At 39.9% G+C, this 22,439-nt stretch carries 24 protein-coding genes; 21 read left to right on the forward strand and 3 right to left on the reverse strand.

What is annotated here, in order from left to right; translation table 11 throughout:
- Positions 1 to 21 precede the first annotated feature (21 nt).
- The 15 genes from uvrC (at position 22) to dnaJ (ending at position 15,816) form a co-directional block, all read left to right on the forward strand.
- A complete protein-coding gene (gene uvrC / locus HMPREF9180_RS03075) occupies positions 22 to 1,848 on the forward strand; it encodes an excinuclease ABC subunit UvrC (protein ID WP_025168599.1) in 1,827 nt (608 codons plus the stop codon).
- 68 nt (positions 1,849 to 1,916) lie between these two features.
- Positions 1,917 to 2,867, forward strand: a complete 951-nt coding sequence (gene rsmH / locus HMPREF9180_RS03080) for a 16S rRNA (cytosine(1402)-N(4))-methyltransferase RsmH (RefSeq protein ID WP_006144938.1) — start codon at positions 1,917 to 1,919, stop codon at positions 2,865 to 2,867.
- A 9-nt stretch (positions 2,868 to 2,876) separates the two neighbouring features.
- A complete protein-coding gene (gene ftsL, locus HMPREF9180_RS03085; RefSeq protein ID WP_006144939.1) occupies positions 2,877 to 3,194 on the forward strand; it encodes a cell division protein FtsL in 318 nt (105 codons plus the stop codon).
- A 3-nt stretch (positions 3,195 to 3,197) separates the two neighbouring features.
- Positions 3,198 to 5,453, forward strand: a complete 2,256-nt coding sequence (gene pbp2x / locus HMPREF9180_RS03090) for a penicillin-binding protein PBP2X (RefSeq protein ID WP_006144940.1) — start codon at positions 3,198 to 3,200, stop codon at positions 5,451 to 5,453.
- 1 nt (position 5,454) lies between these two features.
- Positions 5,455 to 6,435: a phospho-N-acetylmuramoyl-pentapeptide-transferase gene (gene mraY / locus HMPREF9180_RS03095; RefSeq protein WP_006144941.1), complete on the forward strand. Its 981-nt coding sequence runs from the start codon at positions 5,455 to 5,457 to the stop codon at positions 6,433 to 6,435.
- A gap of 127 nt (positions 6,436 to 6,562) precedes the next feature.
- Positions 6,563 to 7,084: an FUSC family protein gene (locus tag HMPREF9180_RS03100; RefSeq protein ID WP_006144942.1), complete on the forward strand. Its 522-nt coding sequence runs from the start codon at positions 6,563 to 6,565 to the stop codon at positions 7,082 to 7,084.
- Between the two features lie 80 nt (positions 7,085 to 7,164).
- On the forward strand, positions 7,165 to 7,524 hold the full coding sequence (locus HMPREF9180_RS03105; protein WP_025168600.1) for a MerR family transcriptional regulator: 360 nt from the start codon (positions 7,165 to 7,167) through the stop codon (positions 7,522 to 7,524).
- Between the two features lie 35 nt (positions 7,525 to 7,559).
- A complete protein-coding gene (gene glnA / locus HMPREF9180_RS03110) occupies positions 7,560 to 8,906 on the forward strand; it encodes a type I glutamate--ammonia ligase (RefSeq protein ID WP_006144944.1) in 1,347 nt (448 codons plus the stop codon).
- A 121-nt stretch (positions 8,907 to 9,027) separates the two neighbouring features.
- Positions 9,028 to 9,348 carry a PadR family transcriptional regulator gene (locus HMPREF9180_RS03115; RefSeq protein ID WP_006144945.1) on the forward strand — a complete coding sequence of 107 codons (321 nt, stop codon included), beginning with the start codon at positions 9,028 to 9,030 and terminating at the stop codon, positions 9,346 to 9,348.
- A complete protein-coding gene (locus HMPREF9180_RS03120) occupies positions 9,348 to 9,923 on the forward strand; it encodes a DUF2812 domain-containing protein (protein ID WP_025168601.1) in 576 nt (191 codons plus the stop codon). Before HMPREF9180_RS03115 ends, HMPREF9180_RS03120 begins: the two co-directional genes overlap by 1 nt.
- 34 nt (positions 9,924 to 9,957) lie before the next feature.
- On the forward strand, positions 9,958 to 10,470 hold the full coding sequence (locus HMPREF9180_RS03125) for a DUF2812 domain-containing protein (protein ID WP_006144947.1): 513 nt from the start codon (positions 9,958 to 9,960) through the stop codon (positions 10,468 to 10,470).
- A 161-nt stretch (positions 10,471 to 10,631) separates the two neighbouring features.
- Entirely contained in the window at positions 10,632 to 11,666 is a 1,035-nt protein-coding gene (gene hrcA, locus HMPREF9180_RS03130; protein WP_006144948.1) for a heat-inducible transcriptional repressor HrcA, read from the forward strand.
- A 26-nt stretch (positions 11,667 to 11,692) separates the two neighbouring features.
- Positions 11,693 to 12,208 (forward strand): nucleotide exchange factor GrpE, encoded by a 516-nt coding sequence (gene grpE / locus HMPREF9180_RS03135; RefSeq protein WP_025168602.1) that lies wholly within the window; start codon positions 11,693 to 11,695, stop codon positions 12,206 to 12,208.
- Positions 12,209 to 12,447: 239 nt separating this feature from the next.
- Positions 12,448 to 14,274, forward strand: coding sequence for a molecular chaperone DnaK (gene dnaK, locus HMPREF9180_RS03140; RefSeq protein WP_006144950.1), 1,827 nt, complete (start codon positions 12,448 to 12,450; stop codon positions 14,272 to 14,274).
- A gap of 399 nt (positions 14,275 to 14,673) precedes the next feature.
- On the forward strand, positions 14,674 to 15,816 hold the full coding sequence (gene dnaJ / locus HMPREF9180_RS03145; RefSeq protein ID WP_006144952.1) for a molecular chaperone DnaJ: 1,143 nt from the start codon (positions 14,674 to 14,676) through the stop codon (positions 15,814 to 15,816).
- A gap of 71 nt (positions 15,817 to 15,887) precedes the next feature.
- On the opposite strand, the gene HMPREF9180_RS03150 is transcribed toward dnaJ, so the two are convergent.
- The 3 genes from HMPREF9180_RS03150 to HMPREF9180_RS03160 all read right to left on the reverse strand — a co-directional run bounded on the left by HMPREF9180_RS03150 (position 15,888) and on the right by HMPREF9180_RS03160 (position 17,320).
- Complete coding sequence (locus tag HMPREF9180_RS03150; protein WP_006144953.1) at positions 15,888 to 16,526, reverse strand: hypothetical protein; 639 nt, start codon at positions 16,524 to 16,526, stop codon at positions 15,888 to 15,890.
- Positions 16,527 to 16,612: 86 nt separating this feature from the next.
- The gene (locus tag HMPREF9180_RS03155; RefSeq protein WP_006144954.1) at positions 16,613 to 16,900 is read right to left on the reverse strand and encodes a hypothetical protein; all 288 of its coding nucleotides are present in this window, start codon (positions 16,898 to 16,900) and stop codon (positions 16,613 to 16,615) included.
- A gap of 9 nt (positions 16,901 to 16,909) precedes the next feature.
- Positions 16,910 to 17,320: an HIT family protein gene (locus HMPREF9180_RS03160; RefSeq protein WP_006144955.1), complete on the reverse strand. Its 411-nt coding sequence runs from the start codon at positions 17,318 to 17,320 to the stop codon at positions 16,910 to 16,912.
- A gap of 67 nt (positions 17,321 to 17,387) precedes the next feature.
- On the opposite strand from HMPREF9180_RS03160, the gene HMPREF9180_RS03165 reads away from it, so the two are divergent.
- The 6 genes from HMPREF9180_RS03165 to nusA all read left to right on the forward strand — a co-directional run bounded on the left by HMPREF9180_RS03165 (position 17,388) and on the right by nusA (position 22,424).
- On the forward strand, positions 17,388 to 18,119 hold the full coding sequence (locus HMPREF9180_RS03165) for an ABC transporter ATP-binding protein (RefSeq protein ID WP_006144956.1): 732 nt from the start codon (positions 17,388 to 17,390) through the stop codon (positions 18,117 to 18,119).
- Entirely contained in the window at positions 18,116 to 19,165 is a 1,050-nt protein-coding gene (locus HMPREF9180_RS03170; RefSeq protein ID WP_006144957.1) for an ABC transporter permease, read from the forward strand. The genes HMPREF9180_RS03165 and HMPREF9180_RS03170 overlap by 4 nt, the downstream gene beginning before the upstream one ends.
- A 47-nt stretch (positions 19,166 to 19,212) precedes the next feature.
- Positions 19,213 to 20,007 carry a cell cycle regulator CcrZ gene (gene ccrZ, locus HMPREF9180_RS03175; RefSeq protein WP_006144959.1) on the forward strand — a complete coding sequence of 265 codons (795 nt, stop codon included), beginning with the start codon at positions 19,213 to 19,215 and terminating at the stop codon, positions 20,005 to 20,007.
- Positions 20,004 to 20,639, forward strand: a complete 636-nt coding sequence (trmB, locus tag HMPREF9180_RS03180) for a tRNA (guanosine(46)-N7)-methyltransferase TrmB (RefSeq protein ID WP_006144960.1) — start codon at positions 20,004 to 20,006, stop codon at positions 20,637 to 20,639. Before ccrZ ends, trmB begins: the two co-directional genes overlap by 4 nt.
- 127 nt (positions 20,640 to 20,766) lie before the next feature.
- Entirely contained in the window at positions 20,767 to 21,246 is a 480-nt protein-coding gene (gene rimP, locus HMPREF9180_RS0101680) for a ribosome maturation factor RimP (RefSeq protein WP_004251813.1), read from the forward strand.
- Between the two features lie 41 nt (positions 21,247 to 21,287).
- Positions 21,288 to 22,424 carry a transcription termination factor NusA gene (nusA, locus tag HMPREF9180_RS03185; protein WP_006144963.1) on the forward strand — a complete coding sequence of 379 codons (1,137 nt, stop codon included), beginning with the start codon at positions 21,288 to 21,290 and terminating at the stop codon, positions 22,422 to 22,424.
- The last annotated feature ends 15 nt before the right edge of the window (positions 22,425 to 22,439 follow it).

The following is a 22,439-nucleotide window of genomic DNA, read 5'->3' on the forward strand; positions in this document are numbered from 1 at the left end:
AGTTTTTGCTATAATGGAATTATGAATAACTTGATTAAATCAAAACTGGAGCTCTTGCCGACTAGCCCTGGTTGTTACATTCACAAAGACAAGAACGGTACTATCATCTATGTGGGGAAGGCTAAAAATCTGCGCAATCGGGTGCGCTCCTACTTCCGTGGGAGCCATGATACCAAGACAGAAGCTCTGGTATCTGAGATTGTAGATTTTGAGTTTATTGTTACGGAGTCTAATATTGAAGCCTTGCTTCTTGAAATCAACCTCATCAAGGAAAACAAGCCTAAGTACAATATTATGCTCAAGGACGACAAGTCCTATCCTTTCATCAAAATCACCAATGAGCGCTACCCTCGCTTGATTATCACCCGTCAGGTCAAAAAAGACGGAGGTCTCTATTTTGGTCCCTATCCGGATGTGGGGGCAGCCAATGAAATCAAACGGCTATTGGATCGGATTTTTCCTTTTCGCAAGTGTACCAATCCTCCTTCCAAGGTTTGTTTTTATTACCATATCGGCCAGTGTATGGCTCATACCATCTGTCAGAAAGATGAGACCTATTTCAAGTATATGGCTCAGGAGGTTTCTGACTTCCTAAAAGGACAGGATGACAAAATCATCGATGATCTCAAGGAGAAGATGGCAGTGGCAGCCCAAAGTATGGAGTTTGAACGTGCAGCGGAATACCGTGATTTGATTCAGGCCATTGGCACCCTTCGGACTAAGCAACGAGTCATGGCTAAAGACCTCCAAAACCGTGATGTATTTGGTTACTACGTGGATAAGGGTTGGATGTGTGTTCAGGTTTTCTTTGTCCGTCAGGGAAAATTGATTGAACGTGATGTCAATCTTTTCCCCTACTACAATGATCCGGATGAAGATTTCCTGACCTATGTTGGGCAGTTTTATCAAGAAAAATCTCACTTGGTACCTAATGAAATCTTGATTCCTCAGGATATTGATGAAGAAGCTGTTAAGGCTTTGGTGGATACCAAAATTCTCAAGCCCCAACGTGGTGAGAAGAAGCAACTGGTCAATCTCGCCATAAAAAATGCTCGTGTCAGTCTGGAGCAGAAGTTTAATCTATTAGAGAAATCAGTTGAAAAGACTCAAGGGGCCATTGAAAATTTAGGACGTCTGCTTAAGATTCCAACCCCAGTCCGTATCGAGTCTTTTGATAACTCTAATATTATGGGGACTAGTCCAGTCTCTGCCATGGTTGTTTTTGTTAACGGAAAACCGAGCAAGAAGGATTACCGTAAGTATAAAATCAAGACTGTGGTCGGACCAGATGACTATGCAAGTATGCGAGAGGTTATTCGTAGACGTTATGGACGAGTCCAGCGTGACGGTTTGACACCACCAGATTTAATCGTCATCGATGGTGGTCAGGGTCAGGTCAATATCGCTAAACAGGTCATTCAAGAAGAGTTGGGGTTAGATATTCCGATCGCAGGCCTGCAAAAGAATGACAAGCACCAAACCCATGAATTGCTCTTTGGAGACCCACTTGAGGTGGTAGAGTTGTCTCGCAATTCTCAAGAATTTTTCCTCCTGCAACGCATTCAGGATGAAGTCCACCGCTTTGCCATTACCTTCCACCGACAACTACGTTCTAAAAATTCCTTCTCCTCTCAATTGGATGGAATTGAAGGCTTGGGTCCAAAACGCAAGCAGAATTTGATGAAATATTTCAAATCTCTGACAAAAATCAAGGAAGCCAGTGTGGATGAGATTGTCGCTGTTGGTATACCAAGAGCAGTGGCAGAGGCAGTTCATCATCACCTGAATCCAGAAGTAGACTCAGGGCTAGCTCAAGTAGCTGAGAAGCCTGTCGAGTATAAGGAATAAAGCAACAGTGGAATGTTTTAGCTTTAGTGAGTGCAAGCTAGTCGGATTTGTGGTAAAATAGATAAGATATGACAAAAGAATTTCATCATGTAACGGTCATGCTCCATGAGACCATTGATATGCTAGATGTAAAACCTGATGGTATTTACGTTGATGCGACCTTGGGAGGAGCAGGACACAGCGAGTATTTATTAAGTAAGTTAAGTGAGAAGGGGCATTTATATGCCTTTGACCAGGACCAAAACGCTATTGATAATGCACAAAAACGTTTGGCGCCTTACATTGAAAAGGGCATGGTCACCTTCATCAAGGATAATTTCCGTCATTTGAAGGACCGCTTACATGACTTAGGTGTGACTGAAATTGATGGAATTTGTTATGATTTAGGTGTGTCAAGCCCGCAGTTAGATCAGCGTGAACGTGGTTTTTCCTATAAGAAGGATGCACCACTGGATATGCGAATGAATCAAGAAGCTAGTTTGACCGCTTATGAAGTCGTTAATCACTACGACTACCATGATTTGGTAAGAATCTTTTTCAAATATGGAGAGGACAAGTTTTCCAAACAGATTGCTCGAAAAATTGAACAGGCGCGTGAGCTTAAACCAATCGAGACAACGACCGAGTTGGCAGAGATTATCAAATCTGCCAAACCGGCTAAGGAGCTCAAGAAAAAAGGTCACCCAGCCAAACAAATTTTCCAAGCTATCCGTATAGAGGTCAATGATGAACTGGGGGCTGCGGATGAATCAATCCAGCAGGCGATTGAACTTCTAGCTCTTGATGGAAGAATTTCAGTCATCACATTTCATTCGCTGGAAGATCGCTTGACTAAGCAGTTATTTAAGGAAGCTTCTACAGTTGAAGTTCCTAAAGGTTTGCCTTTTATTCCAGACGATCTCAAGCCAAAGATGGGATTAGTATCTCGTAAACCGATTTTACCAAGCAAGGAAGAATTGGAAGCCAATAATCGTTCCCACTCAGCCAAGCTTCGAGTGGCAAGAAAAATTCACAAGTAAGAGGAAATAATGGCAGAAAACAGAGGAACAACGAGCCAATTGCTACAAGCTCGTATAAAAAAATTTTCGCGTGTTGAAAAGGCCTTTTACCTTTCAATTGCTATCACAGCCCTGATCTTAGCAGTAAGTGTTGTCTATATGCAAACAAAACTCCTGCAAGTTCAGAGTGAGTTAACAACAGTTAATAATCAAATCGAAGAAAAGAAGACCGAACTAGATGATGCCAAGCAAGAAGTTAATGAATTGATCCGATCAGAACGCTTGACAGGAATTGCAGACTCGCAAGAGTTGCAGTTAAATAATGAAAATATCCGATCGGCGGAGTAGTATATGAAAACCTGGAAAGAAAGAATAATACACTTTGCCATTAAGAATCGCAGAACTCCTCTAGAAAACCGCAGACGAGTTGGAAAAAGCCTTAGTCTCTTGGCTGTCATTCTCTTTGCTGTTTTTTTGGTTAACTTTGCGGTGATTATTGGTATGGGAAAGAAGTTTGGTGTTGACCTGGTCAAAGAAGCTTATAAGGTTCATCAAACAACTCGAACAGTCCCTGCTAAGAGGGGAACCATTTATGATCGTAATGGAACTCCGATTGCAGAAGATGCAACCTCCTACAATGTTTATGCGGTCATTGATAAGGATTATAAGTCTGCGAATGGAGATATTCTATATGTTGAGGAATCTCAGTACAATAAGGTAGCCGAAATTTTCCATAAGTACTTGGATATGGAGGAGACCTATGTCAAAGATCAACTCTCTCAACCGAATCTCAAACAGGTTTCTTTTGGTGCTAAAGGAAATGGGATTACCTATGCTAATATGATGTCCATTAAACAGGACTTAGAATCTGCTAAGGTTGAGGGTATTAATTTTACGACTAGTCCAAATCGAAGTTATCCAAATGGAAAATTTGCCTCATCCTTTATTGGTTTAGCACAGTTACATGAAAATGAAGATGGCACGAAAAGTCTAATTGGGACATCGGGTATCGAGAGTTCCTTAAATAGTTTATTGGCAGGGACAGATGGTATTATTACTTATGAAAAAGACCGTCTAGGTAATATTGTTCCTGGTACAGAACAAGTCACCCAACAGACCGTAAACGGGAAAGACGTCTATACGACCCTATCTAGTCCTTTGCAGTCCTTTATGGAAAGTCAAATGGATGCCTTCCAAGAAAAACTAAAAGGTAAGTATATGACCGCGACCTTGGTCAGTGCAAAGACCGGTGAAATCCTCGCTACCACCCAACGACCTACCTTTAATGCAGATACTAAAGAAGGAATCACTGAGGACTTTGTTTGGCGTGATATTCTTTATCAAAGTAACTATGAACCAGGATCAGGCATGAAGGTTATGACGTTAGCTTCTTCTATTGATAATAATACCTTCCCAAGTGGAGAATACTTCAATAGCAGTGAATTCAAAATAGCGGATGCGACGACTCGAGATTGGGATGTTAATGAAGGTTTGACTACTGGTGGGATGATGACTTTCTTACAAGGTTTCGCTCACTCCAGTAATGTTGGAATGAGTCTACTTGAACAAAAAATGGGAGATGCTACTTGGTTGGATTATCTAAAACGCTTTAAATTTGGGGTTCCAACTCGCTTTGGCTTGACAGATGAATACGCTGGTCAACTTCCAGCTGATAATATTGTTAGTATTGCTCAAAGCTCATTTGGGCAAGGAATTTCAGTGACACAAACACAAATGCTTCGTGCCTTTACAGCTATTGCTAATGATGGAGTTATGCTGGAGCCAAAATTTATAAGTGCTATTTATGATACTAACAATCAGTCTGTACGTAAGTCACAAAAAGAAATAGTAGGAAATCCTGTTTCCAAAGAGGCAGCAAGCACAACTCGAAATCACATGATCTTAGTTGGGACGGACCCTCTATATGGAACTATGTATAATCACTACACAGGAAAGCCAATTATAACAGTTCCTGGACAAAATGTAGCAGTTAAATCCGGTACGGCTCAAATCGCTGATGAGAAAAATGGAGGATACTTGGTTGGTTCTACCAATTATATTTTCTCAGTTGTGACTATGAATCCTGCTGAAAATCCTGATTTTATCTTGTATGTAACGGTTCAACAGCCTGAGCATTATTCAGGTATCCAGTTGGGAGAATTTGCCACCCCAATCTTGGAGCGGGCTTCAGCTATGAAAGAATCTCTCAATCTTCAATCTCCAGCCAAAAATTTAGATAAAGTTACGACAGAATCTTCTTATGCAATGCCTAGCATCAAGGATATTTCACCTGGTGAGTTGGCGGAAGCCTTACGCCGAAATATTGTGCAACCAATCGTTGTAGGTACTGGAACAAAGATTAAAGAGACTTCTGTAGAAGAAGGGACCAATCTTGCACCAAACCAACAAGTTCTCCTTTTATCGGATAAGGTAGAAGAAATTCCAGACATGTATGGCTGGAAAAAAGAGACTGCCGAGACCTTTGCTAAATGGTTGGATATTGAACTGGAATTTGAAGGTTCAGGTTCCGTTGTTCAGAAGCAAGATGTTCGGACTAATACAGCTATCAAAAACATTAAAAAAATTAAATTAACTTTAGGAGACTAATATGTTTATTTCTATTAGTGCTGGAATTGTGACATTTTTACTAACTTTAGTAGGAATTCCGGCCTTTATCCAATTTTATAGAAAGGCGCAAATTACAGGCCAACAGATGCATGAGGATGTTAAACAGCACCAAGCAAAAGCTGGGACGCCAACAATGGGAGGAATAGTCTTCCTCGTAACAAGTGTTTTAGTTAGTTTAGTTCTTGCACTTTTGACTAATCAACTAACCAACAATGTCGGAATGATCCTCTTTATTCTCGTTTTGTATGGTTTGGTTGGCTTCTTAGATGATTTCCTCAAGGTTTTTCGTAAAATCAATGAAGGGCTCAATCCTAAACATAAGCTCTTGCTTCAATTAGTAGGAGGAGTTATCTTCTATTTCTTTTATGAAAGAGGGGGAGATATCTTAAATGTATTTGGCTATCCTTTGCATTTGGGTGTGCTTTATATTCTCTTTGCTCTTTTCTGGTTAGTCGGTTTTTCAAATGCTGTTAACTTGACTGATGGGATTGATGGTTTGGCAAGCATATCAGTGGTGATTAGTCTATCTGCTTATGGAGTGATTGCCTATGTGCAAAATCAGCTCGATATCTTACTAGTGATTGTAGCTATGGTTGGTGGTCTTCTTGGCTTCTTTGTCTTTAACCACAAGCCTGCTAAAGTTTTTATGGGAGATGTAGGTAGCCTAGCCCTTGGAGGGATGTTGGCGGCTATTTCCATGGCGCTGCACCAAGAATGGACGCTGCTTTTGATTGGTCTAGTGTATGTTTTTGAAACAACATCTGTTATGATGCAAGTCACCTACTTTAAGTTGACTGGAGGAAAACGTATCTTCCGTATGACACCAGTTCATCACCATTTTGAGTTGGGTGGTTTTTCTGGGAAAGGTCAAGCCTGGAGTGAGTGGAAGGTTGATTTCTTCTTCTGGGGAGTGGGCTTACTTGCAAGTCTCTTGACTTTGGCTTTCATGTATTTATTCTAAAAATAGAATATTGATTATAAGAGAGAAGGATTTATGCCCTTCTCTTTTTCTATTTGTAGCAGCTTATTGCATCCCCATCTCAAAAATAGGTAAATTTATGGTAAAATGGAAGTAGAAAGATGAGATTATGAGTTATTTAAAAAAATATAAATTTGACAAATCACAGTTTAAATTAGGTATGCGAACCTTCAAAACAGGAATTGCTGTTTTTTTAGTTCTTATGATTTTTGGTTTTTTTGGGTGGAAGGGGCTACAAATTGGATCACTAACAGCTGTTTTTAGTTTGAGAGAAGACTTTGATAAGAGTATTCACTTTGGGACGTCACGTATTTTAGGAAATAGCATCGGTGGTCTTTATGCTCTGATTTTTTTCCTATTAAATAATTTTTTTCACGGTGCCTTTTGGGTAACTCTCGTTGTTGTTCCAATTTGTACTATGTTGACCATCATGACAAATGTCGCTATGAACAATAAGTCGGGGGTTATCGGAGGAGTTGCAGCCATGCTGATTATTACCCTATCAATTCCAAATGGTGAAACTGTTTTATATGTGTTTGCCCGTATTTCTGAAACCTTTATCGGAGTGTTTGTAGCAATCCTTGTAAATTACGACATTGATCGTTTACGTAGTATTTTGTTAAAAAAATAAAATTATGTCATAAGATGTGACATAAACAATTGACGATTGAATTTTTTTGGACTATAATAGACAGAAAGAAGGAAGTGTACATGAGGGAAAAAGAATTTCGCCGTAATTTGGCAGTTTTTCCGATTGGTAGTGTTATGAAGCTGACCGACCTTTCGGCGCGCCAGATTCGTTATTATGAGGACCAGGAATTGATAAAGCCTGATCGTAACGAAGGTAATCGTCGTATGTATTCTTTGAATGACATGGATCGCTTATTGGAGATTAAAGATTATATCTCTGAAGGTCTTAACATTGCTGCCATCAAGAAAAAATATGCTGAACGTGAAGCGAAATCTAAAAAACCAGTCAGTCAAACTGAAGTGCGTCGGGCCCTTCGTAATGAGGTTCTCCAACAAAGTCGCTTCGCTTCTCAACAATCATCACCTTTTGGTCGCGGTTAGGCAACCGCTAGTCGTCAAATATAAGGAGAAAAACCATGCCAATCACAGCTGCAGATATTCGTCGTGAAGTTAAGGAAAAAAATGTAACATTTATCCGTCTCATGTTTTCAGATATTCTAGGAACCATGAAAAACGTCGAAATTCCTGCTACAGATGAACAACTTGATAAAGTCTTGTCAAACAAGGCTATGTTTGATGGATCTTCTATTGAAGGTTTTGTTCGTATCAACGAATCTGATATGTATTTGTACCCAGATTTGGATACATGGACTGTCTTCCCTTGGGGAGATGAGAACGGTAGTGTTGCAGGATTGATTTGTGATGTCTATACAACAGAAGGAGAACCATTTGCAGGGGACCCTCGTGGCAATTTGAAACGAGCACTTCGCCACATGGAAGAACTTGGTTTCAAATCATTTAACTTGGGTCCTGAGCCAGAATTCTTCCTATTCAAGTTAGATGAAAATGGAGATCCAACTCTCGAAGTGAATGACAAGGGTGGTTACTTTGACTTGGCGCCTACTGACCTTGCGGACAATACCCGTCGTGAGATTGTGAATGTCTTGACCAAAATGGGATTTGAAGTAGAAGCAAGTCACCATGAGGTTGCGGTTGGACAACATGAGATTGACTTTAAGTACGATGAAGTTCTTCGTGCTTGTGATAAAATCCAAATCTTTAAGTTGGTTGTGAAAACAATTGCTCGTAAACATGGACTTTATGCAACCTTTATGGCAAAACCAAAATTTGGTATTGCTGGATCAGGTATGCACTGTAATATGTCCTTGTTTGATGCAGAAGGAAATAATGCCTTCTTTGATCCAAATGATCCAAAAGGCATGCAACTGTCAGAAACAGCTTATCATTTCCTTGGAGGTTTGATCAAGCACGCTTACAATTTTACAGCTATTACGAACCCAACAGTTAACTCCTACAAGCGTTTGGTTCCTGGTTATGAAGCACCGGTTTATATCGCTTGGGCAGGACGTAACCGTTCACCACTTGTTCGCGTGCCAGCTTCACGTGGTATGGGTACTCGCCTTGAGTTGCGCTCAGTAGACCCAATGGCTAATCCTTATATCGCTTTGGCTGTCCTTCTTGAAGTCGGACTCCATGGTGTTGAAAATAAAATTGAAGCACCAGCTCCAATTGAAGAAAACATCTATGTGATGACACCAGAAGAACGCAGAGCTGCAGGAATCACTGATCTCCCTTCTACACTTCACAATGCTTTGAAAGCATTGACAGAAGACGAAGTTGTAAAAGCGGCCCTAGGAAATCATATTTATACGAGCTTCATTGAAGCTAAACGCATCGAGTGGGCAAGCTATGCAACCTTCGTTTCACAATGGGAAGTTGATAACTATCTAGATCTTTACTAATTAACTAATAGAGAAGAAAGATTGCCAGATGGCAGTCTTTTTTTCTTGCATGTTATATCGAGGTGTGATATATTATATATAACGAAGTGCGATATATCGAACTGAATAGAAGGTGATAAAAATGGAATTAACGGATAAGGTTCGTCGAGTTTATCTTCCGATGACGGAAACAGGTTTTTATATCTTGTTCTGCCTGCAAAAGCAGAACCATGGCTATGGTATCACGCAAAAGGTCAAGGAAATGACAGATTCACAGGTTTTGATTAGTCCTGGAACCATGTATGGAACACTGTCAAAGATGGAAAAAGACGGTTTGATCTCCTTTGTCCGAGAAGAGGAAAAACGGAAAATTTATCAGACAACAGATTTGGGACGAGAGGTTTTGGAGATTGAATTGAAACGTATTGAACGGCTCTACAGAAACAGTCGGGAGGAAGGATGATGGAAAATAAAATTGTTTACCGAATCTTTACAATTGCGGATTATGAGAGGGAGGCTCTATACTTTAGAGAAATGCATGCTCAGGGCTGGAAACTTAAGGAAGTAAGTTATTCTAACTTAGTAGTTGCGGTTAAGTATACTTTTGAAAAGTGCCAACCGGAGCAGGTGGTTTATCAGTTGGACTTTTATCCTATGAAAAAATCGGAGAGAGCCTCCTATTTACAATTATTTAAAGACTGTGGTTGGGAGCATATTACAGACTTTAATGGGTTTTCCTACTTTAGAAAACTTCATTCTGGAATTGAGGCGGATGCCGAGTTTGAAATATATAATGACGTAGCAGGGAAGTTAGCAATGGTCAAGAAGATTTTAACAATGCGGATGCTTCCTATTTTTCTTCTCTTTTTAGCTCTACTACCGGTTTTCTCAAAGTTACTCAATGGAAGAGGTTATTTCAGTTGGGGAATGTTTTTGATTGTTAGCATAGACTTTACATTATTGATAGTTTTTGCGATTCAGATTTCTTATATTTTTTGGAGATTGTTTCAAAAGTGGAAAGAATTATCTGATAAATAAAGCCATGCATGTTTTCTAATTTGGAGGTTAGACAATGAATAGCAAAGTACAATTTCGAATGTTTAGCATTTTTGATTTGGATAAGGTTGAAGATTATTTGCATGAGATGCATTTGAAAGGTTGGAAATATAAAGCAAATCGTTTTGGCTTTTTCTATTTTGAACAATGCCAACCTGATGATGTGACTTACTGTGTATGGGATACTAGGTACCTTAGAAAAAATGAGGTGGAGTTACAAAGTATTAAGGATAGAGGATGGGAATTTGTGGAAAAATGTTCTTATACTGTTTTTCGAAAAGCAACTTGTGATGTAGATTTAAATGATCAATCTTTCATGAACAATCGTCTTAGATGGGATGGGGTGAAATCTGGACTTCGTACATCTACAGTTTCTATTACTGGCGGTCTAGTTGTTTGTATGAGTCTGTTTCGCGAAAGTCTCTCTCAATCTTTCTTCCTTATTTTTGCCCTTTATGCCCTCATGATTTCTTACCTAATCTATAGTTTTTATAGACTTAAAAAGAAATATCTTGAGAATGTAAGATGATCTTCTAGGTCCTCAGACCGATTTTTAGCACTCTTGATAAAAGAGTGCTAATTTTTTGAGTTTTTGTCTTGACTTTATCTTCTAAGGGTGTATAATAGAATCATAGGTTAGCACTTAGGTGTATAGAGTGCTAAAAAGATCTGACAGAGAGGAGTAGCGAAATGGTTACAGAACGTCAGCAGGATATTTTGAATCTGATTATTGACATCTTTACCAAAACGCATGAACCGGTCGGATCGAAAGCTTTACAGGAGTCTGTCAATACTAGTAGTGCGACAATTCGTAACGATATGGCAGCTCTGGAAAAGCAAGGTTTACTTGAAAAAGCTCATACTTCCAGCGGACGCAAGCCTAGCGTGGCAGGATTTCAGTATTTTGTCAAACATTCGCTTGCTTTTGACCGATTGGCTGAAAACGAAGTCTATGAAGTGGTGAAAGCATTCGACCAAGAGTTTTTCAAGTTGGAGGATGTTCTCCAGCGTGCGACGGATGTTTTATCAAACTTAAGTGGTTGCACGGTGATAGCACTTGACGTAGAGCCAAGAAAGCAACGCTTGACAGCTTTTGATATTGTTGTTTTAGGACAACACAATGCACTTGCTGTTTTAACGTTAGATGAGTCCAGAACGGTAACCAGTCAGTTTTCGATTCCAAGAAATTTCTTGCAAGAGGATTTGACGAGGTTTAAGTCTATTATTCAAGAACGTTTTATAGGGCAAACGGTTCTCGATATTCACTACAAGATTCGAACTGAGATTCCACAGATTATCCAGCGGTATTTTACAACAACAGACAATGTCATGGATCTTTTTGAACATATCTTTAAGGAAATGTTTAAAGAAGATGTTGTAGTAGCTGGCAAGGTCAAACTTTTAAACTTTGCGAATTTAGCGGCCTATCAGTTCTTTGATCAACCTCAGAAGGTGGCGCTAGAAATTCGAGAGAATCTGTTAGATGATCAGATGCAAAATGTCCGAGTTGCTGATAGTCAGGAATCTTGCCTAGCAAATCTAGCAGTGATTAGTAGCAAGTTTTTAATTCCCTATCGTGGTTTTGGAATCCTAGCTATTATTGGACCGGTCAATTTAGATTATCAGCAATTGATAAATCAGTTAAATGTAGTAAATCGCGTCTTGACCATGAAGTTAACGGATTTTTACCGCTATCTCAGCAGTAATCATTATGAAGTGAATTAAGATTGAAATTATTAAAGGAGGCGAAAATGGCTGAAGATCAAAAAAATGAAGAAGTAAAAGACGAGGAAGTTGTGGAAACAGCTGAAGAAACAACTCCTGAGAAGTCTGAATTGGACTTGGCGAATGAACGAGCTGAGGAATTTGAAAACAAATATCTTCGTGCTCACGCAGAAATGCAAAACATTCAGCGCCGTGCCAATGAAGAACGTCAACAATTACAAAAATATCGTAGCCAGGATTTGGCAAAAGCAATCTTGCCGTCACTGGATAACCTTGAACGTGCTCTTGCCGTTGAAGGATTGACAGATGATGTGAAGAAGGGCTTAGAAATGGTCCAAGAGAGTTTGGTACATGCCTTGAAAGAAGAAGGGATCGAGGAGATCGCAGCTGACGGAGAATTTGACCATAATTACCATATGGCCATCCAAACGGTTCCAGCTGATGACGAACATCCAGCAGACACCATTGCACAAGTCTTCCAAAAAGGCTACAAACTCCATGACCGCATTCTGCGCCCAGCTATGGTGGTAGTATATAACTAGGCTACCTTGTCCGAAACGACACTAAACTATGAAAGAAAGATAAGAAGCAAGCCGGAGGCTTGCAAGGAAGATATTTCCCGCCGTGGTGAAAGTTTCAGTAGCAGAAGCTACTGAAACAGGGGGATTTTTGAGACAATAGGCTCAAAAATTAGTGATGAAATCCCGAAGGGAGTTGCTCACGTCCCCACCACTTAAGGGAAGTATCAAAAAGAAAATAAAAATAAAAAGAGGAAAAAATAATGAGCAAAATTATTGGTATTGACTTAGGTACAACAAACTCAGCAGTTGCAGTTCTTGAAGGAACTGAATCAAAAATTATCGCAAACCCAGAAGGTAACCGTACAACACCTTCAGTTGTTTCATTCAAAAACGGTGAAATCATCGTTGGTGACGCTGCAAAACGTCAAGCAGTCACAAATCCAGATACAGTCATCTCTATCAAATCTAAGATGGGTACTTCTGAAAAAGTTTCTGCTAACGGTAAAGAATACACACCACAAGAAATCTCAGCTATGATTCTTCAATACTTGAAGGGTTACGCTGAAGATTACCTTGGTGAAAAAGTAACCAAAGCTGTTATCACAGTTCCTGCTTACTTCAACGATGCTCAACGTCAAGCAACTAAAGACGCTGGTAAAATCGCTGGTCTTGAAGTAGAACGTATCGTTAACGAACCAACTGCAGCAGCTCTTGCTTACGGTTTGGATAAGACAGATAAAGAAGAAAAAATCTTGGTATTTGACCTAGGTGGTGGTACATTTGACGTGTCTATCCTTGAACTTGGTGACGGTGTCTTCGATGTATTGGCAACTGCAGGGGATAACAAACTCGGTGGTGATAACTTTGACCAAAAAATTATTGATTACATGGTTGAAGAATTTAAGAAAGAAAATGGTATCGACTTGTCAACAGACAAGATGGCTCTTCAACGTTTGAAAGATGCAGCTGAAAAAGCTAAGAAAGACCTTTCTGGTGTCACTTCAACTCAAATCAGCTTGCCATTCATCACCGCTGGTGCTGCTGGACCTCTTCACTTGGAAATGACCTTGACTCGTGCTAAATTCGACGATTTAACTCGTGAACTTGTAGATCGTACAAAAACTCCAGTTCGTCAAGCTCTTTCAGATGCAGGTTTGAGCTTGTCAGAAATCGATGAAGTTATCCTTGTTGGTGGTTCAACTCGTATCCCAGCTGTTGTAGAAGCTGTTAAGGCTGAAACTGGTAAAGAACCAAACAAATCAGTGAACCCTGATGAAGTGGTTGCTATGGGTGCTGCCATCCAAGGTGGTGTCATCACTGGTGATGTCAAAGACGTTGTCCTTCTTGACGTAACACCATTGTCACTTGGTATTGAAACAATGGGTGGAGTATTTACAAAACTCATCGCTCGTAACACTACTATTCCAACATCTAAATCACAAGTCTTCTCAACTGCAGCAGATAACCAACCAGCCGTTGATATCCATGTTCTTCAAGGTGAACGCCCAATGGCAGCAGATAACAAGACTCTTGGACGCTTCCAATTGACTGATATCCCAGCTGCACCTCGTGGTATCCCACAAATCGAAGTAACATTTGACATCGACAAGAACGGTATCGTATCTGTTAAGGCCAAAGACCTTGGGACTCAAAAAGAACAAACAATCGTTATCCAATCAAACTCAGGTTTGACAGATGAAGAAATTGAAAAAATGATGAAAGATGCCGAAGCAAACGCTGAAGCAGATAAGAAACGTAAAGAAGAAGTTGACCTTCGTAATGAAGTCGATCAAGCTATCTTTGCGACTGAAAAGACAATCAAGGAAACTGAAGGTAAAGGCTTCGATACTGAACGTGATGCTGCTCAAGCAGGATTGGATGATCTTAAGAAAGCTCAAGAATCAGGTAACCTTGAAGAAATGAAAGCAAAACTTGAAGCTCTTAACGAAAAAGCTCAAGCTCTTGCCGTTAAACTCTACGAACAAGCTGCAGCAGCGCAACAAGCTCAAGCAGGAGCTGAAGGCGCACAAACAACAGGTAACGCAGGCGGCGATGACGTCGTAGACGGAGAGTTTACGGAAAAGTAAGATGCAAAGCCCGTTAAAACCTCACAGTGAAAATAGGAAATCTGACGCAGAAACTTTAGTTTCTAGAAAGATTTATCTTTTTCACCAAGAGGTTAGGGCGTGCTCAATTCAGCTTAACAACTAAATGATAAACAGAAATCCAGAGGTTGCAACCCAGCCTCTGTTTTTCGGTAAAATAGAGCCTAACCCTTATATATATTGGGTTTGATTCACAATATAAAAGAAAGGAACAAAGAGTGTTCGCAACTGAACACGGGTTCCAAAGTTTCTAATTCGATATAAAAGAAAGGAACTGAACCCGACCTAAATTCTCGGAAAAAAGATAAATCTGTCTAGGAGCATCGCTCCGGAGTCAGATTTCCTATTTTTCGGTCGAATTTTACGGTCTTGGTATCTTAAATGAACAATACTGAATTTTATGACCGTTTGGGCGTTTCAAAGAATGCATCTCAAGATGAAATCAAGAAGGCCTATCGGAAATTATCTAAAAAATATCACCCAGATATCAACAAGGAACCTGGTGCTGAGGAAAAGTACAAGGAAGTTCAAGAAGCTTATGAGACTTTGAGTGATGAACAAAAACGAGCTGCTTATGACCAATATGGTGCTGCGGGGGCCAATGGTGGCTTCGGTGGTGGAGCTGGCGGTTTTGGTGGCTTTGGTGGCGGAGCAGCTGGTTTTGGCGGTTTTGAAGATATCTTCTCAAGTTTTTTCGGCGGAGGCGGTTCTTCTCGCAATCCAAACGCTCCACGTCAAGGTGATGATCTCCAGTACCGTGTTAATCTGACTTTTGAAGAAGCTATCTTTGGTACTGAAAAAGAAGTCAAATACAATCGTGAGGCAAGCTGTCGTACATGTAATGGATCAGGTGCTAAGCCGGGGACAAGTCCTGTTACTTGTGGACGATGTCATGGTTCTGGTGTTATCAATGTGGATACCCAAACACCGCTTGGTATGATGCGCCGTCAAGTAACCTGTGATGTCTGTCATGGTCGTGGTCAAGAAATCAAGGATCCTTGTGCAACTTGTCATGGAACTGGTCATGAAAAACAAGCCCATAGCGTACACGTGAAAATCCCAGCTGGTGTGGAAACTGGTCAACAAATTCGTTTAGCTGGTCAAGGTGAAGCAGGATTTAATGGTGGTCCTTATGGAGACTTGTATGTAGTGGTTTCAGTAGAAGCAAGCGATAAATTTGAACGTGAAGGAACTACGATTTTCTACACCTTAAATCTAAACTTTGTCCAAGCAGCTCTTGGAGATACAGTTGATATCCCGACGGTTCATGGAGATGTAGAATTAGTGATTCCAGAAGGTACTCAAACAGGTAAGCGATTCCGTTTGCGTGGCAAGGGAGCACCGAGCCTTCGTGGAGGTGCTGTTGGTGATCAGTTTGTAACAGTCAATGTTGTAACGCCAACAGGCTTGAACGAACGACAAAAAGCAGCTTTGAAAGAATTCGCAGCTGCAGGTGATTTGAAAGTCAACCCAAAGAAAAAAGGATTCTTTGACCATATAAAAGATGCCTTTGAGGGTGAATAACTAAAAAGAGCCATGAGGCTCTTTTTGTTTGTAATTAGCAATGGAGGAAATCCTCTCCAGCTGGTCAGTTACTAGGGCCTTTGAGTGAGCAAGCCAGCCGCATCCATCTCCTGGATGAGTTGCTTGATTTCCGCTTCTTTACCAGGTTTCACGGTGACAGTATCAATGTGCTTAATCTCCGAATTATCCTGAATATCTACCAAGCTCAAAGCTTTTTCATAGAATGCGATTCCCTTTTTCAAGCTTTCTGGATCCTTCCAAGAGAGAATAACGTAAGAAGGATTTGATTTCTTTCCATTTTCTTCGAAATACTTCCTGCTTTCCTTCTCTAAAAATTGGTATAAACCATGATTGAATAAGTTGTCTTCTACTGCATGGTAGGAAATATTGCCTGTATTTAGGACATAGACTTTGAGTCGGTTTTTAGTGAGGTTAGGACTTTCTTTTAGGACAAGGTGACTATTGATGGCTTCATCTGAGAAGGTCACATAAAAATCTAAACCTCCACCCTCAAATTGATATCTTCCATTTGATTCCACTTTCTTAGGCGGCATGTCAAGGGAGATAAAAATTTGTTTTAAGTCTTCATTTCCTTTACGGATGTCACTTGGCGATGCCTTGAAAAGACTGATAAGTAGTAGAAATGCCAGGACTGCAAGAAGACAGAAGCAACCAGAAATAATCAAGATGACTTTAAAAAACTGTTTCATTTTTATGCCCTCTCTTGTCTTTTAAAATCTACTAGCCTAAAATGGATTTAAAGGGGAAATAAGGAAAGTTGGAGATTTTCATTTCCTTATTGGTCTTTAGTTTCTTGTAATTCTTTCATCACAGCAAGTCTTGCTTGAAGATCTTTTTCTAAGACTTTAAATTTGTAAGTGAGGTCTTCTTGGTATTCCTTGATGACCTCTTTTTGTTGATTGATAATTTGTAAGCTATTTTGAATGACATCTAAATCATCTTTGATAGCTTCAACCCGATCAGTTGTTTCTAGAACTTCTTCAGTGATAACTTCACGGTTCTTAACGAGAAAGTAAGAACCTACAGCAGAGCCTGCAAAAAGTAGTAAATTTGATAGTTTCATAGGGACTCCTTAGGCGTTTTTAATAGTTTCAGCGACTTGGGCAAGTTTATCAAAGTCAGGTTCATGCGCAACAAAGTCAATTTTTAGGTCATCGTCTGTGCCATAACGAGGAACGAGGTGGACATGGGTGTGAAAAACGGTTTGTCCAGCGATTTCTTCGCAGTTGGCGATGATATTCATTCCATCGGCTTTGGTAGCCTTCATGACTTTTTGTGCAATGGCTGGAATCTTAGCGAAGAGTTGACTAGCGCTAGTAGCATCCATCTCCAAAAGATTGCGATGGTGTTTTTTTGGTACGACCAAGGTATGACCTGGAGTTACTTGAGAAATATCGAGGAAGGCCAGAGCTTGATCATCCTCATAAACCTTAGATGCAGGAATTTCTCCTGCTAAAATCTTACAAAAAATACAATCTGACATAAAAACCACCTCTAGTGTATTAAATTTTGATATAATATAGCTACATTATACCAGATTCGGAGAAAATATGTTAGAAATTAAAAACCTGACAGGAGGCTATGTTCACGTTCCTGTCTTGAAAGATGTATCTTTTACAGTTGAGAGTGGACAGTTGGTCGGTTTGATTGGCTTGAATGGTGCAGGTAAATCAACGACTATCAATGAGATTATCGGTCTTTTGACTCCCTACAGTGGAGAGATAAGTATTGATGGATTGACTCTACGAGAGAATGCTACGAACTACCGTAAGAAGATTGGCTATATCCCAGAAACACCTAGCTTGTATGAAGAATTAACTCTCAAAGAACATATTGAGACAGTTGCTATGGCCTATGGTATTGAACAAACTATTGCTTTTGAACGTGTAGAACCGCTTTTAAAAATGTTTCGTTTGGATCAAAAATTGGATTGGTTTCCAGTTCATTTTTCAAAAGGGATGAAACAAAAGGTTATGATTATCTGTGCCTTTGTCGTGGATCCTAGTCTCTTTATCGTAGACGAACCCTTCCTTGGTCTCGATCCTTTGGCAATTTCAGATTTGATTCAGCTACTAGAAGTGGAAAAAGGGAAAGGCAAGTCTATCCTCATGAGTACCCACGTCCTTGATTCAGCTGAAAAGATGTGTGATTCTTTTGTCATTCTCCACAAAGGTCAAGTGAGAGCTAAAGGAAACCTTGAACAACTCCGAGAAGCTTTTGCCATGCCATATGCAAGTCTCAATGATATCTATTTGGCTCTGACCAAAGAGGAGGAACTATGAAAGGCTTGTTTTTAAAACGAAAACAGGAATTTCGGAAGGAATGTCTGGGCTATCTTCGCTATGTGCTCAATGACCATTTTGTCTTGTTTTTGTTGGTGTTATTAGGATTTTTGGCTTATCAGTACAGTCAGCTACTCCAACATTTCCCTGAAAATCATCTACCAATTTTATTTTTAATTGGAATTGTATCTGTTTTGCTCTTGTTGTGGGGTGGTATTGCAACTTATCTAGAAGCTCCTGACAAACTCTTTCTTTTGGTAGCTGAAGAAAAAGTAAAAGCGCATATCAAAAAGCAATCTCTTATATCTTTTATTTTTTGGATAAGTGTTCAAACTGTATTTTTGCTCCTGTTTGCGCCTTTATTCTTAGCCATGGGGCTTGGTTTGCCGATTTTTGGAGTCTATCTACTTATCTTAGGAATAATAAAATACGTGATTTTTCGCCAAAAGTCTAGCAACTTTTTCCTTGGAAATGGACTTGACTGGGATTATGTCATTGCTCAAGAAAGTAAACGCAAGCAGTTCTTGCTTCGATTCTTTGCCCTCTTTACACAGGTCAAGGGAATTTCAAACAGTGTTAAGCGTCGAGCTTATTTAGACTTTATCCTAAAAGTAGTTCAGAAAGCACCAGGTAAAATCTGGCAGAATCTCTATCTTCGTTCTTATTTGAGAAATGGAGATTTATTCTCTCTTAGTCTGCGCCTTGTAATCCTATCCTTATCAACTCTTATGTTTGTTGAGCAGTCTTGGATTGCACTAGCAATTGTAATTTTATTCAATTATCTTTTGTTATTCCAGCTCTTAGCTCTCTATCATGCTTTTGACTATCAGTATTTGACGCAACTATTTCCAGTAGAAAAGGGACAAAAAGAGAGAGGGTTGAGAGAAATTTTGAGAGGGATTGGGATTTTTGTCTTAATCTTGGAAAGCCTCGTTGGCTTGCTTGTGTTCAGGGACAAAATCCTTGTCTTAGTCCTTGTGGGAGCAGGCCTTGTATTGCAATATCTTTATTTACCATATCAACTGAGAAGATTGGTTGACGAATAGCATAAAAATTAGTAGAATAATAAGGAAACTTTATTCGGAGGAAAAAAATGGACTTGGGTGATATTGAGCTAACGCTAACCCCGATATCTGGAAAGAGCGGAAAAGCTTATATGGGAAGTTACCCTGATGGGAAACGTGTTTTTATAAAAATGAATACTTCTCCAATCCTACCTGGTTTAGCGAGAGAGCAAATTGCGCCACAATTGCTTTGGAATCGTCGATTACCAGATGGCCGTGATATGTCCGCCCAGGAATGGTTGACAGGAAAAATCTTGACGCCAAGTGACATGAATCGTAAACAAGTTATCGACATTTTGACACGTTTACACTGTTCACGTCCCTTAATGACCCAGTTGACACGCCTAGGATATGCGATGGAAAAACCTTCGGATTTACTTCAGTCTTGGGTAAACAAGGCTCCTAATGCTTTAAAAAACAACCAGTATCTACGAATGGTCTTGAGTGATATGCGTGAGAACCTTCCTAGTTTTAGGGAAGATTATGCGACCATAGTCCATGGGGATGTTCGTCATAGCAATTGGTTTGAGACGGATAGTGGCTTGATTTATCTAGTTGATTGGGATTCTGTTCGCTTGACTGATCGTATGTTCGATGTGGCCTATCTGCTCTGCCACTATATTCCAGAGTTTCAATGGCAAGAATGGCTGACTAATTATGGTTACAAGTACAATCAAACGGTTTTGAATAAGTTGTATTGGTATGCTCAACTGTCGTTTTTGAGCCTGATTACCAAATATTATGAAAATCAAGATTTGGATAACGTAAATCGGGAGATTTATGCTTTACGTAGCTTCCGAGATAAGTATGGAAAGAAAAAATGAGAGTTAGAAATCGTAAAGGTGCAACGGAACTGCTAGAAGCTAATCCACAGTATGTTGTCTTAAATCCCGCAGAATCCAAAGGTAAGTGGCGAAATTTGTTTGACAATGACAATCCAATCCATGTAGAGGTGGGTAGCGGCAAAGGTGCTTTCGTAACAGGAATGGCCAAACAAAACCCTGGCATCAACTATATTGGGATTGATATTCAGAAATCTGTATTAAGTTATGCTTTGGATAAGGTATTAGAAGTTGGAGTTCCCAATATCAAACTTTTATGGGTTGATGGTTCAGAATTGACCAATTATTTTGAAGATGGTGAAATTGACCGCTTGTATTTGAATTTCTCGGATCCATGGCCTAAAAAACGCCATGAGAAGCGTCGTTTGACTTATAAGAGTTTCTTGGATACTTTCAAACGAATCTTGCCTGAACATGGTGAAATTCATTTCAAGACAGATAATCGTGGCTTGTTTGAATATAGCTTGGTGAGCTTTTCACAATATGGCATGAAACTCAATGGTGTTTGGTTAGATTTACATGCCAGTGGCTTTGAGGGAAATGTCATGACTGAGTATGAGCAAAAGTTCTCAAGCAAGGGTCAAGTCATCTACCGAGTTGAAGCAGAATTTTAAGAAAAAGCTTGAAGTCAGGCTATTTGAGTGCTTATGCTTTACATTATTACTAAAAAGTGCTATACTTAATAATAAGAATATAAGAAAGAGAGGCGGGGAGATATCTTCGCCTCTTGCTTATGAGGAGGTGGACGCAATCGCAACTATCGTTGAATTAGTCAGAGAAGTCGTAGAACCTGTTATTGAAGCTCCTTTTGAACTCGTAGATATCGAGTACGGAAAGATTGGCAGTGACATGATTCTTAGTATTTTTGTAGACAAGCCTGAAGGAATCACCTTGAATGATACGGCAGACTTGACTGAAATTATCAGTCCGGTCCTAGATACTATCAAGCCGGATCCCTTCCCAGAACAATATTTCCTAGAAATTACAAGTCCAGGATTGGAGCGTCCTTTGAAAACCAAGGAAGCAGTCGCTGGAGCGGTTGGGAAATACATCCATGTCGGGCTCTATCAAGCCATCGATAAGCAAAAGGTTTTTGAAGGAACCTTGTTGTCCTTTGAAGAGGATGAGTTGACTATGGAATATATGGATAAAACTCGCAAGAAAACAGTCCAAATTCCATATAACTTGGTATCAAAAGCACGTTTAGCAGTAAAATTATAGAAAGAAAGGATAGCTTTTGAGAATTCAAAAGTAAAAAGAACATGAGTAAAGAAATGCTAGAGGCCTTCCGCATTTTGGAAGAAGACAAGGGAATCAAGAAAGAAGATATCATCGACGCAGTAGTAGAATCACTTCGTTCTGCTTACCGTAGACGCTATGGTCAATCTGATAGTGTAGCTATTGATTTTAACGAAAAGACAGGGGACTTTACTGTCTATACTGTCCGTGAAGTTGTTGATGAAGTATTTGATAGCCGTTTGGAAATCAGTTTAAAAGATGCCCTTGCTATTAATTCAGCCTATGAGCTTGGTGACAAAATCAAATTTGAAGAAGCACCAGGAGAGTTTGGTCGTGTAGCAGCCCAATCTGCTAAACAAACAATCATGGAAAAAATGCGTAAGCAAACACGTGCCATTACCTATAATACTTACAAAGAGCATGAACAAGAAATCATGTCAGGTACAGTTGAACGTTTTGATAACCGCTTCATTTATGTCAATCTTGGCAGCATTGAAGCCCAATTGTCAAAACAAGATCAAATTCCTGGAGAAGTGTTTGCTTCTCATGATCGTATCGAAGTCTATGTTTACAAAGTCGAAGACAATCCTCGTGGAGTTAACGTCTTTGTTAGCCGTAGTCACCCAGAGATGATCAAACGTTTGATGGAACAAGAGATTCCAGAAGTATATGATGGAACTGTTGAAATCATGAGCGTAGCCCGTGAAGCAGGTGACCGTACGAAAGTTGCTGTTCGTAGCCACAATCCTAACGTGGATGCTATCGGAACAATCGTTGGACGTGGTGGAGCGAACATCAAGAAAATCACTAGCAAGTTCCACCCAGCTCGCTACGATGCTAAGAGCGACCGCATGGTACCTGTAGAAGAAAACATCGACGTTATCGAGTGGGTAGCAGATCCAGCTGAATTTATCTACAATGCCATAGCTCCTGCCGAAGTTGACCAAGTTATCTTTGATGAAAACGACAGCAAGCGTGCCTTGGTTGTTGTTCCAGATAACAAGCTTTCTCTTGCTATCGGTCGTCGTGGACAAAACGTTCGCTTGGCAGCTCACTTGACTGGATACCGTATCGATATCAAATCTGCAAGTGAATTTGAAGCTATGGAAGAAGCAGGTCAAGTTGATTTCGCTGATACAGACGAATTGACTGAAGAATAAAAGCTGCAAGAGGAG

Origin of the sequence: Streptococcus peroris ATCC 700780 (genome assembly GCF_000187585.1) — a bacterium.
Taxonomy (GTDB): domain Bacteria; phylum Bacillota; class Bacilli; order Lactobacillales; family Streptococcaceae; genus Streptococcus; species Streptococcus peroris.

Excerpts from the sequence above, each read along its gene's own strand:
- uvrC (WP_025168599.1), top strand. The coding sequence starts at position 22 with ATGAATAACTTGATTAAATCAAAACTGGAGCTCTTGCCGACTAGCCCT.
- rsmH (WP_006144938.1), top strand. The coding sequence starts at position 1,917 with ATGACAAAAGAATTTCATCATGTAACGGTCATGCTCCATGAGACCATT.
- ftsL (WP_006144939.1), top strand. The coding sequence starts at position 2,877 with ATGGCAGAAAACAGAGGAACAACGAGCCAATTGCTACAAGCTCGTATA.
- pbp2x (WP_006144940.1), top strand. The coding sequence starts at position 3,198 with ATGAAAACCTGGAAAGAAAGAATAATACACTTTGCCATTAAGAATCGC.
- mraY (WP_006144941.1), top strand. The coding sequence starts at position 5,455 with ATGTTTATTTCTATTAGTGCTGGAATTGTGACATTTTTACTAACTTTA.
- HMPREF9180_RS03100 (WP_006144942.1), top strand. The coding sequence starts at position 6,563 with ATGAGTTATTTAAAAAAATATAAATTTGACAAATCACAGTTTAAATTA.
- HMPREF9180_RS03105 (WP_025168600.1), top strand. The coding sequence starts at position 7,165 with ATGAGGGAAAAAGAATTTCGCCGTAATTTGGCAGTTTTTCCGATTGGT.
- glnA (WP_006144944.1), top strand. The coding sequence starts at position 7,560 with ATGCCAATCACAGCTGCAGATATTCGTCGTGAAGTTAAGGAAAAAAAT.
- HMPREF9180_RS03115 (WP_006144945.1), top strand. The coding sequence starts at position 9,028 with ATGGAATTAACGGATAAGGTTCGTCGAGTTTATCTTCCGATGACGGAA.
- HMPREF9180_RS03120 (WP_025168601.1), top strand. The coding sequence starts at position 9,348 with ATGGAAAATAAAATTGTTTACCGAATCTTTACAATTGCGGATTATGAG.
- HMPREF9180_RS03125 (WP_006144947.1), top strand. The coding sequence starts at position 9,958 with ATGAATAGCAAAGTACAATTTCGAATGTTTAGCATTTTTGATTTGGAT.
- hrcA (WP_006144948.1), top strand. The coding sequence starts at position 10,632 with ATGGTTACAGAACGTCAGCAGGATATTTTGAATCTGATTATTGACATC.
- grpE (WP_025168602.1), top strand. The coding sequence starts at position 11,693 with ATGGCTGAAGATCAAAAAAATGAAGAAGTAAAAGACGAGGAAGTTGTG.
- dnaK (WP_006144950.1), top strand. The coding sequence starts at position 12,448 with ATGAGCAAAATTATTGGTATTGACTTAGGTACAACAAACTCAGCAGTT.
- dnaJ (WP_006144952.1), top strand. The coding sequence starts at position 14,674 with ATGAACAATACTGAATTTTATGACCGTTTGGGCGTTTCAAAGAATGCA.
- HMPREF9180_RS03150 (WP_006144953.1), bottom strand. The coding sequence starts at position 16,526 with ATGAAACAGTTTTTTAAAGTCATCTTGATTATTTCTGGTTGCTTCTGT.
- HMPREF9180_RS03155 (WP_006144954.1), bottom strand. The coding sequence starts at position 16,900 with ATGAAACTATCAAATTTACTACTTTTTGCAGGCTCTGCTGTAGGTTCT.
- HMPREF9180_RS03160 (WP_006144955.1), bottom strand. The coding sequence starts at position 17,320 with ATGTCAGATTGTATTTTTTGTAAGATTTTAGCAGGAGAAATTCCTGCA.
- HMPREF9180_RS03165 (WP_006144956.1), top strand. The coding sequence starts at position 17,388 with ATGTTAGAAATTAAAAACCTGACAGGAGGCTATGTTCACGTTCCTGTC.
- HMPREF9180_RS03170 (WP_006144957.1), top strand. The coding sequence starts at position 18,116 with ATGAAAGGCTTGTTTTTAAAACGAAAACAGGAATTTCGGAAGGAATGT.
- ccrZ (WP_006144959.1), top strand. The coding sequence starts at position 19,213 with ATGGACTTGGGTGATATTGAGCTAACGCTAACCCCGATATCTGGAAAG.
- trmB (WP_006144960.1), top strand. The coding sequence starts at position 20,004 with ATGAGAGTTAGAAATCGTAAAGGTGCAACGGAACTGCTAGAAGCTAAT.
- nusA (WP_006144963.1), top strand. The coding sequence starts at position 21,288 with ATGAGTAAAGAAATGCTAGAGGCCTTCCGCATTTTGGAAGAAGACAAG.